At 54.1% G+C, this 10,243-nt stretch carries 5 protein-coding genes; 2 read left to right on the top strand and 3 right to left on the bottom strand.

The window, feature by feature from the left end; translation table 11 throughout:
* Positions 1-137: 137 nt before the first annotated feature.
* Positions 138-2,114: a hypothetical protein gene (locus ABIA48_RS07240; protein ID WP_429487556.1), complete on the top strand. Its 1,977-nt coding sequence runs from the start codon at positions 138-140 to the stop codon at positions 2,112-2,114.
* Between the two features lie 38 nt (positions 2,115-2,152).
* The gene (locus tag ABIA48_RS07235) at positions 2,153-4,618 is read left to right on the top strand and encodes an autotransporter outer membrane beta-barrel domain-containing protein (protein WP_429487554.1); all 2,466 of its coding nucleotides are present in this window, start codon (positions 2,153-2,155) and stop codon (positions 4,616-4,618) included.
* 70 nt (positions 4,619-4,688) lie between these two features.
* On the opposite strand, the gene ABIA48_RS07230 is transcribed toward ABIA48_RS07235, so the two are convergent.
* The 3 genes from ABIA48_RS07230 to lapD all read right to left on the bottom strand — a co-directional run bounded on the left by ABIA48_RS07230 (position 4,689) and on the right by lapD (position 10,242).
* Positions 4,689-6,182, bottom strand: a complete 1,494-nt coding sequence (locus ABIA48_RS07230) for a hypothetical protein (RefSeq protein WP_429487553.1) — start codon at positions 6,180-6,182, stop codon at positions 4,689-4,691.
* 279 nt (positions 6,183-6,461) lie between these two features.
* Positions 6,462-7,964, bottom strand: a complete 1,503-nt coding sequence (locus tag ABIA48_RS07225) for a carboxypeptidase-like regulatory domain-containing protein (RefSeq protein ID WP_429487551.1) — start codon at positions 7,962-7,964, stop codon at positions 6,462-6,464.
* Between the two features lie 337 nt (positions 7,965-8,301).
* Positions 8,302-10,242 carry a cyclic di-GMP receptor LapD gene (gene lapD, locus ABIA48_RS07220; protein ID WP_429487549.1) on the bottom strand — a complete coding sequence of 647 codons (1,941 nt, stop codon included), beginning with the start codon at positions 10,240-10,242 and terminating at the stop codon, positions 8,302-8,304.
* Position 10,243: the final 1 nt, after the last annotated feature.

The following is a 10,243-nucleotide window of genomic DNA, read 5'->3' as shown; positions in this document are numbered from 1 at the left end:
TAAATCAAGGCATTCGAGTGAATGAAGTCATCGTCTCAATACTCGTTCATGAACGGCAAGTGTTAAATGCCGGAGTTTCCTCTCTGGCATTGGGCGACCCAATATGAGCAACAAGCTCAACACCAAGGAGTAGCGAAATGTCTAAAAGCGAAGATTTTTCTGTTAACGGCAGTAACAGGGCGCAATACAGGGCGTATCGGGCCAGCCTGCTTCTTGCGGACTTGAACGCCCCCGTGCCTGATCCGACCAACCCACTATTGCCGGCATTAACAACAACAGGGCCACAATATTTGCCTTTTTCGTATAAAGACAGACCGCTCAAATTCATGATTCCGACATTCGACAGGCATAATGATCCTGTGCCGACAGTCGTTACTATCCGAATGACGGTAGATGGAACCGAGGATGATGTTCAGTACAAATATGATGAGGAGACGCCTCTCGATCCACCTCCACCTATTCCTATGACCTTGCACTTGGCAAGAAAGGATTTGCCCGGGTTGCGTCGCATAAGCTATACCTTTGATTTCGGCGGAAACACACCCAATGTAAACTCGCTCGAGTATATGGTCGATTTCGCCGCGCCAGTCCTTGATACATTTATCGCTGTGCCGCAGTCCGTGAGGGATTATGGTATTGGTCCCGAGGACTTTGATAGTGGTGCAACTGTTTTGTTGACCTATCCAGACTACTCGAACAAGAGGCTGGGTGATACGATCAAGTGCTATATCGGTCCCGATAGAACCGTCAATAGAGAGGTGGGCTCCATTACCTTGGACGAAGGGAACTTTGGTAACCCGATAGTTTTCAATTTAACAGCTGCCCATGTTGTTGGTTACAATTCGAAGTGCATTGTTTTCTGTGAGGCGGTAAGTTATCCCGGTGTTCCGGCAGTACCTTCAGGCAATACCGATGTGTGGGTATCCCAAGAGCGTAGACCGGTGGTCGCAGAGCCATTGGACGTTCCGCAGGCACCAACCCCGACCAGTACCCTTCTGATAGATCACCTTGTTGATGGCGTCGGCGCGGGTCTTAAGGTCGTATTTCCAAACTTCAACAATACGCTGGATGAAATTGAGTATTCCATCGATGACGTAGTGCAACCTCCAAAAAATATAACCACGATTCCGTTCCTGAACACACTGGATAACCAGGCGCTCCTACAGCGTGGTCATGGCCGCCGACAGGTAAAGTTGGGGTATAGAATCAAGCGCGGCAATTTTTATTTTCCTGTGGCACCGATTGACACACTGGTGTGGCTTGATGTGAGGAAGCCGGCTGCACCCTTTGACCCTGCCAATCCTGATCCGCCGGATGTCACTTTGTTGCAACCATGGATCCAGGGGCCGGTCAGCACTGATAAAAATAAACTGACGGCGGCAGACAAACAAAATGGTGGCGTCGTCAAAGGTTATCTGCCTTTCCATACTCTTTTCAAAAAAGGCGACAAGGCAACATTTTATATTAATGGGCGTGAAGCTCCTGCGCCGGGTGGTGTCTGGACCTTCCCTACAGATGACAGCGAAGATCCGACAAAGCCAATAGAATTCGAGTTTAAGTGGGAGTGGCTGGGAAGCATTCCAGATGATGTTGATGCAAACCTTCAGTGCATTGTTGAACATGATCTCAATGCCAACCTGGCAATTTCCCCGGTGGATTATGCGGAGATCAAGACGCAACCGATCGTTTTGACTGCGGCCGGGTTCAGGCATATGGATGCAGATCCACGAAAAGGCTTTATTTGCAACTCGCTGAGAAAGCTTGCCAGTAATGAAATTGTCGGTGTCGTTCACATTCCTGCAGATACACGGCTGGAAGGTAATGAAATTACACTGACTTACGGCGGTTATTCCACAAGTGCTGCAGCCCCAGCGGATCTTATCGCCGGGACTGAAGTCGAGCTAAAACATACTCCGACCAAGGCAGAAGCCGCTAACGGTTTTGATATGTATGTTCCGTATACCCATCTGCAAACCACACTTAACGCCTATGGCCGAACAGACTATTTCGTCATCATTGAAAAGGAGGATGTTGATACCAAGGGTGTTGTGGTCCGGGTCAACATGAGTGAAGGGACGGGGACGTGCAATCTGATTCCGGTCATTCCTGTTTGACTTGAGGGGCTGCACGCGATTCCTTGCCTGCTGAGCCTATGGGTGTATCCGGTGCCGAAGTGCCGGATACACCTTTGTTGAGTTTGAATTTTTGTATCGGATTTTTCATACACCTTAAAGGATTAATCCTACATTTTTTTGTAGGAGGCATCTGTACAGTCCGCAGCCCTCAAGGTTTTCCGGTTTCTTCGGGAGACGAGAAGACGAAACAGGACAACCCCATGAATTTTGACAAACGAACTTCTTTTAAACCATCGTCCGCAAGTAATTTCGGAGTGTTGGCACTATTGCCAGCATTTTTTTTGGTGAACACTTCGGCAATGGCGGCAATCATTGTTGGCGCTGGCGAGAATGTAACGGTCCGTGCGAATGATCCGCTTAGCGACTACGTTGTGGAAAAGGGTGGTGCACTCAACGTAGTGGGAGCAACGACCCAAAGCCTGACCATTCGGACCGGCTCGACCTTGAACATCGATGGCGCAGTCGTCAACGGCAACACGGGCGGCCACGGGATTTTAGTGAATGAGAGCCAGGCCACTATCCAGTCGGCCGTTGTCACCGCGGACACCCGAGCGCTGTGGGTCAATCGGGCACCGACGTCCACCCAGGGGGCGGAAGTCACGGCTACCGATAGTCAATTCCGGGGAGGGCAGACCGGCGCGTTGGTCACGGGCCTGAGTACATTGACGTTGCTCAACAGCGAGTTGCGAGGGGTGAATGCCGGCAGCGTAGGCCTGGACAGTCGCGGCGGTGATGTGCGCGCACTGGCGGGCACGCTGATCAGCGGCGACAGCGCAGGTGTGCGGATGACCAATGACTCCTCAAACGCCGGCAGCAATTCACTGGTGCTGGACAACTCCACCGTAGAAGGTCGCAACGGGCCGGCAATCCTGGTGGAGGGGGGCGTTCAGGGGGCGACGATCGAGGTTCGCAACAACGCCGTCTTGCGTGCGGCGGATGGCAACCTGTTGAAAGTACAAGGCGCTTCCACGGCCGCGATGAATGTCGTTGGCAGTGCCTTGCAAGGCGATGTGCAAGTCCTGGGCAACAGCAGCGTCGACCTCTCTTTCGACGGGGCTTCGATGGTGGGTGACATCGTGCGCGAAGACGGCTCGTCTGCTCAAGTCAGTTTGAACAACGGATCGTCCTTCACCGGGCGTCTGAACAACAGCAACCTGAGTCTCAACAGCCAGTCGAGCCTGACGATGGTTGGCGATGACAGCATCGACCATTTATCAATGAATGATGGCACGATTAATTTCGGGGCAGCTGGCGAGCAACGTGACTATCGTCAACTCGAGGTCGGCAGCCTGGAAGGCAGCGGCATCATTGCCATGCAGGGAAATTTCGCTACCGGCGAAAGTGACTTGCTCAAGGCGGCAACCGCGACGGGCAGCTTTGAGCTGGCAGTCAACGCTTCGGGGACAGACGCTGCTTCCCCGCAAGCATTGACCCTGGTGCAGGTCGGCAGCAATCACGCAACCTTTGCATTGTTGGGAGGGCGGGTCGATCTGGGCACCTGGGAGTACGACCTGGCCGAAAGGACCAACGCATCAGGCGGTACCGACTACTATTTGAACCCCACTACGCGACTCAGCTCAAGTGCTCAGTCGGTGGTGGCTTTGTTTCAAACAGCCCTGACCGTGTCCTATGGCGAGACCAAGTCACTGGAAAACCGCATGAGTGAATTGCAGGCGGACGACCGGCTTCACGGTGTCTGGGTACGGCCTTATGGCAACAAGTACAACGTCGACGATGGTTCGGGTGTGGGTTACCGTCAGCAGCAGCAAGGGTTTTCCATGGGGGCCGATACCCGATGGGGGGACAGCCGTTGGCGGCTCGGCGTGCTGGCCGGTTACAGTCAATCCGACCTGGATCTGCATGGCGGTACTTCTGCCACGGTCGACAGCTACTATTTCGGTCCCTACTTCGGCTGGCTGAATCCGGACAATGGTTATTACGTCGATGGTGCGCTCAAGTTCAACCATTTCCGTAATGACTCCAAAGTCACCATGAGCGATGGCTCGCGTGCAAAGGGTGATTACAGCAATTCAGGGGTGAGCGCGCTGGTAGAGGTTGGGCGCCATGTCAATCTGGGGAACGACTGGTTTGCAAAACCTTCAGCCCAGGTGTCGGCGGCGATGATCGAGGGCGCAGACTACCGACTCGACAACGGCATGGAAGCTGACGGCGATCACACGGATTCGCTGCGGACAAAGCTCGGGATCAGCGCCGGTCGAAACATCAAACTGGATCGTGACGCCCGTGTGCGGCCGTACGCCAGTGTGGCTGTGGTCCACGAGTTTGCCAGCAATGACGATAACGTACGGGTCAACGGTAACCGCATCAACAACGATCTGTCCGGTTCGGGTCTCGAGTTCGGCATGGGGGTGGCGGTTTCCTTGTCTGACTCGACGCGGCTTGACGCCGGTGTTGATTATTTCAAGGGTAACGATATTGAACAGCCGATTGCGGTCAGGCTCGGCTGGAGTTACCAGTGGTAAATGTTGAGTGAAAAAAAACCGCATCATGCGGTTTTTTTTCATCACGTCGGCTTTGATATTGACCTGAGCTTTACTGCTGAGGCCCAGCAACAACGGTGATTGTCCATGTATTGGACTCGGCGTCGGGGTTATCCGCGTCGACGGCGCTAACGACATAGGTGGTGTCGACTTTCAGCTGGCTGACGAGGCGCACCCATCTTCCTTCGTCGTTGGATTCCTCCGGGTCCGGGTCCATGACACCATTGATCTTGATCTTCACCGACGCCAGCGACCTGGTTTCACCTCTGACGTATACATGCCTGGAGAGGGTGCTACCACCGTCGGTAATCACGTTGCCGTCAGGATTGTAAACCTTGGTGTTTTTTGGAACCTGGTGGTTGCCTTTCACGGTAAACGGATAGGGGGCAGACTCGCCGCCTTCGGGATACTTTGCCTTGGCGACAAGGGAGTAGGCTTTCTCCGCCAATGGCCCGATAGGGTGCTTGTAATGTCCGTTTGTAACTGTTGCGACACCTAAAGATTCGGTGCCGTCATAGATCTCAATGGACTGGTTCTCTTCACCCTGGCCTTCAACATCCAGCTCTGTCTCGAAGGTGATGTCATCCCTGTCTACGAGCTTGCCCTTTTTATCAGTGACGGTTTCGAGGGTTGCGGCGACCGCCTTTCTTACGGTAAATGTCCGCGGGCCGGCGACCTCATCATTGTATGAGGCTTTGACGCTGAGGTTGTAATCGCCATCCGGCAACGCTGTAAATGTGTGGCTCCATTCACCCTTGTCATCGGCCTTCACCGCGACGGGGGTCGGACGTCCTCCAATCAGTGAGAGATTTCCATCGGCGAGTGCGCCGCCCTTGACGGTGATCACTCTTCTGATTGTACTTTCGCCTTCGTCAACGGGATTGCCTTCGTCGTCGGTCACCTTGTCGATGGTGAGAGGAGTCGCCGCTTTCACGGTAAAGGTGAAAGGGCTCGACTCTTTACCAGCGGAAGACTTGATCTTGATGATGTATTTCTTTGCTTCCAGGTCGACGAGTTCGATGCTGAGTTTTCCGCAACCACTGGCCAACCCGGACTCAAGCTCAGTTTCCCCATCGAATGCCCTGGCATCTTCATTGGGCACCGCATCGACGTAGAGGGTTACTGATTTTTCATAGGTCTCGTCGTTGTCCAGAATGGGACCTGCTTCTCCGAGTACTGCTGTGATGATTGGGGTTTCGGTCGCTACAGTGAACTTTTTGGGCGGAATGGAGACGGGTTCGGAGCCGTACTTGCCCACGGCGGATATCGAAAAGCAATCAAACTTCGTCACCGTGAGCAGCGGCGTCTCCCAGGCGCCGCTGCCGTCACTTTTCGCTTCACCCAATTTGTCTGCGCCATTCATTATCCAGACGGTTTTATCGGGCTCTGCACCGTTCCCGATCACTTTGAAAGATGTTGTGTAGGTCGTGGTACCAACGATGGAAGTGCCGTTGGGGTCGAGGACTTGCCTGATAGTCAGCTGATCGAGGTTTTCAATCGCTGGGTCGGACGAGAGTGATGAGCGGTCTATCGGTAAACTGGTCATGACGGTGACTCCGGTTCTGAAAGGAAACGGAGTCATTAGGGAGGCAAATTTGATCGCTGACTACTGTCATAAATAACAGGCTTACGCTGGTTTCCGATAAGCGGCTGATGTTCATGAGTTGCATTGGAACTTGTGAAATGGCTAGCTTTTCAAGCTGACGGAGGCATTGGAAGCCTGTCGGGCTGCAATGGCTTGTGTCATGAGTATCTGGTGTACATTGATTTAAAAGAAAAAAACCGCATTGAGCGGTTTTTTTCTGTTGCTTGCACTCAGTTTTAATTAACGCGCAGTGGACTCCTTGGCCGGCGCAACGGTAATGGTCCATGTATTAGACTCTGCGTTATTACCGTACTGGGCGACCGCGCTGATCGCATACTGGGTTCCTGGGATCAGTTGAGAGACGAGCTTGACCCAGTCTCCCTTATCATTTGTGTATTCTTCCTTTTCATCATTGACTCCGTTGATCTTGAGTTTGATCGCTTCCAACGGTGCAGCAACGCCCCTGACAAAAACATAGTTTTGCGCGGTGCTGCCGTTATCCTCGATCAGGCCGTTTGAATCGTAGATACGGGTGCTGTGCGGCCTGATGGTCGACTCCACCTTAAAGGTGTATGGGGCGGTGACGGCACCCTCGCCATAGTTGGCTTTTGCGCTAAGGCTGTATTCACCTTCGGATACGTTCAGCGCAATTGTCCAGGTGCCATCTTCGGGGTCGGTTGTTACGGTGGCATCTTCTATTGGAGTGCCACTATTGAGTAACTGAATGCTCTTGCCGGGGCTGGCATGACCCTTGATGATCAACAGGTCTTTGTAGGTGGTGCCGCCTTCGGGGACATCGGGGCCCTCTTCGGATTCAAGAACATTGTCAAGGCTGAGTTCGACGTCCTGTATCACGGTGAAGGTCCGCGGGGCAGTCGTTTCCACAGGGGTATAGTTTGTTCGAGCGGTCAGGCTGTAGTGCGCCACAGGCAAATTACGGAATGTGTGCTCCCAGTCTCCGGAATCTTTCGCGGTCACTGTCGCTGGCGCCGGCCCACCCAGCAATGTCAGCTCACCATTTTTCCGTGCCTTGCCTTTGATGGTCAGGGTCGTTTGGATGGTGGTAGCGCCCTCATCTACGCTACTCCCGGTGTCGTCCAGCACAGCATCAAGACTCAGCGGCATGTCCGCGGCCACTGTAAACATGAACACAGTGGATTCTTTGTTGTTCGGTGCTTTGATCTTGATGCGGTATTGCCCTGTTTTCAGCTCATTCAGGGTCAGTTTGAACAGCCCGTCAGCATCAACCAATGCTTTCTTGCCCGTTGTCGTTTCGCCATTGAAGGCTTCGACTTCAACGTTGGGGGGCGCATTGCCGATGATGTCTACCCAGTCGCCGTCGTAGGTGTCGCCGTCTTTGATTTCACCGTCCTTGCCGGTGACGAGATTGATAATGGGTGTTTCGGTCGCCAGGACAAAGGTTTTATCCCGGGAGCGATTCTGCGGCGGGAGATCTTCGATAGCGTAAATTGTGTAGCGCTTGAAGTCTGAGAGCGTGAACTCCTCGCGCCAGATACCCGAAGCATCGCTGGTCATATCAATGTATCTGATCTTGCCTTCGCGTAAGCTGAGCGCGGTATTTCGCTCGGACGTGCCAATGAACTTCAGGGTTTTATCGTATGTGGTGGTGTTTTCGTCAACGAGATTATCGCTGGAATCGCGAATTTCGTCGAAAGTTACAGGCGTGTTTTTAATCAGTTTGTCCGAGGAAAGTTTCGAGATGTAAGGTGCTTTGCTGGTCATATTGATAACTCCATTTACTGTTGAGGGAAACGAAGTCAATTAGGGCTCGAAATGTTACGGGTGGCTACTGTCATAATTGCTAGGTGTTTGTTGTTTTTTGAAAGTCGATGGCGTTACTGGCATGGAAAGATGTTTTCTTATTGCGATTTGTTCTGGTTTTACTAGTATTTTTGACAGTGGTGTTTATGTGCATGTCTTTTTAAAGTTGTGTTTTTTCTTTTGAATGTATTAATTTTAAGAGGCGGCATCATGACGGCCCGGATACAAGCAGAACCGTCACTTTTCGGGCTAAACCCGATTGGGGATGGCTCCGTTGATTGGGGCATCCCCAAATACTTCACATCGGTTGCGGTGGTCCGATCAATCGCCCCATTACGCCAAATACCCCCAGTGACCTGATCTCCTCCAACTCTCCTCGGGTTTCTACTTGCTCTGCAATCAGCGGCAAATCAATGCTGTGGGTCGCGCGAAAGATCGCGTCGATGAACAGCCGTTTGTCAGGCTGTTCGTCAATGGCGCGAATGTACGCCCCATCGATTTTCAGGTACGCCAAACCCAATTGGGTGAGGTTGCCGATCTGGCTGAAGCGCCCGCCGAAGTGTTGCAGGCCGATGCGATAACCGGTCTTGAGCAATGTGCTGCTCAAGTTTTGCAGCACTTCGGGAGACGGCAGTTGACGCTCGTCGATTTCCAGGGTCAGCAGCGGCGCCAGTTCCGGGAGGGAGTCGAGCAGGTCGAGGATTATCCGTCGCTGCACTGGATCGCCCAGGGCGCTGCCGGACAGGCTCAGTGCCAAGGGCCTGCGGTTGACCACCAGGTCGTCCAGCGTGGCTTCGAGCATCGCCATATCAAAGCGTGCCGACCAGCCGAGACGCTCGATCCACGGCAGGAAATGCCCGGCGGCAATCGCCTCGCCCTGTGGGTCGAGCAGGCGTGCGAGGACTTTGTGATGCAGCACCTGGCGGGTGTCGGCGCATTGCACGACGGGCTGGAAGTACAACTGCATTTTGCCTTCGGTCAAGGCATCGTCGATCCAGGTGCGCCAGTCGTGCTGGGAGTGATTCGGCGCCGTGTCTCGATGGCTCAAACAAACCCATGGTCGCTCGGGATGCTGCCGGGACTCGGTCAACGCCTGATCAAGGCGCAGGAGTACGTTGCCGATCGGCTCACCGGGACGGTAGGCGACAACGCCCAGATGGGCAACGGGCATGCAATCGCTGGTACCGGTCAGGCGCAGGTTCTCCAGGCTGGCGCTGACATCGGCGGCCAGGCGCGCGGCATTTTCAGCGTCCAGACCCGGTGTCAGCAGGCTGAATTCGCCACCCCGATTGCGTGCCGCCAGCCAGGTGCGACGCTCCGGCAATTGAGTCAAACGCTTGAGCAATTCGCCCGTGGCGCTGATAAGCGCGTCAGTCCGTTGGCCACCCAGACGTTGGTTGAGGCCATTCAAGTCGTTGATCCGCAACATCAACAAATGGCCATCGCGACTCTGTTCGCACTCCCGTAAATAGTCGGCCAGTTGCTCGTCGAGCAGGCGTCGGTTGGCCAGACCAGTGAGGCTGTCCAGATAGGATTCGGCCCGCAGCTTTTCGCTGCGCGCAGCCTCTTCGACGAACAGCGCCTTGAGCTTCTCGACCATCTGGTTCATCGCCAGTACCACCCGTTTCAATTCCGGTGTACGTGGCAATTGCGGCAGGCTGAGAAATTCGCGTTTACTGATGGCCTCAGCTTGTCGGACCATGCTGTCGAGTGGGCGAAATTGCCTGCGCAGCACCCATCCTCCAAACACCGCGCTGAACAGCCCGCACAGCAGCAACCAGATCAGGCTGCCGAGGGTGCTGTCCCAGAGCCTGGCCAGGGCAAACTGCGGATCGCTCAGCACTTCGACCCGTGCCAGTTGCTCCCAGCCGCGCATGATCAAGGCGTCGCCACCTTCCGGGCGCAGGTCGACCAGGTTGACGAACCAGTCAGGCACACCGTCGATTTGCGTCGGTGTGCTGCGTTCCACCAGCGTCTGCTGATCCTTGAGACTGATGACGCGGATACTGCTGAAATAGCCGCTGTCGAAAATCGAACTGACCAGCAGCTCCATCATTGCCGGGTCATCGACCTGTGCCGTCAGCGACAACCCCAGCGCGGTGGCTGCATCCTGGGCGTGAGCGCGCAGCTGACTGAGCGTTTGCTCGCGGGAGCTTTCCAGGCTGGCAAAAAAACTGCCGCTGAACGCCACCAGCAGAAACAGGCAGATGGCCAGGAACAACTGTTTACGCAGTGTCATA

The sequence above is a fragment of the Pseudomonas sp. S30_BP2TU TE3576 genome (assembly GCF_050436025.1).
GTDB lineage: Bacteria > Pseudomonadota > Gammaproteobacteria > Pseudomonadales > Pseudomonadaceae > Aquipseudomonas.
The sequence above is the reverse complement of the archived record's forward strand: the minus strand, read 5'-3'. Positions and strand labels throughout refer to the sequence as shown.

Excerpts from the sequence above, each read along its gene's own strand:
- ABIA48_RS07240 (WP_429487556.1), top strand. The coding sequence starts at position 138 with ATGTCTAAAAGCGAAGATTTTTCTGTTAACGGCAGTAACAGGGCGCAA.
- ABIA48_RS07235 (WP_429487554.1), top strand. The coding sequence starts at position 2,153 with ATGGGTGTATCCGGTGCCGAAGTGCCGGATACACCTTTGTTGAGTTTG.
- ABIA48_RS07225 (WP_429487551.1), bottom strand. The coding sequence starts at position 7,964 with ATGACCAGCAAAGCACCTTACATCTCGAAACTTTCCTCGGACAAACTG.
- lapD (WP_429487549.1), bottom strand. The coding sequence starts at position 10,242 with ATGACACTGCGTAAACAGTTGTTCCTGGCCATCTGCCTGTTTCTGCTG.
- ABIA48_RS07230 (WP_429487553.1), bottom strand. The coding sequence starts at position 6,182 with ATGACCAGTTTACCGATAGACCGCTCATCACTCTCGTCCGACCCAGCG.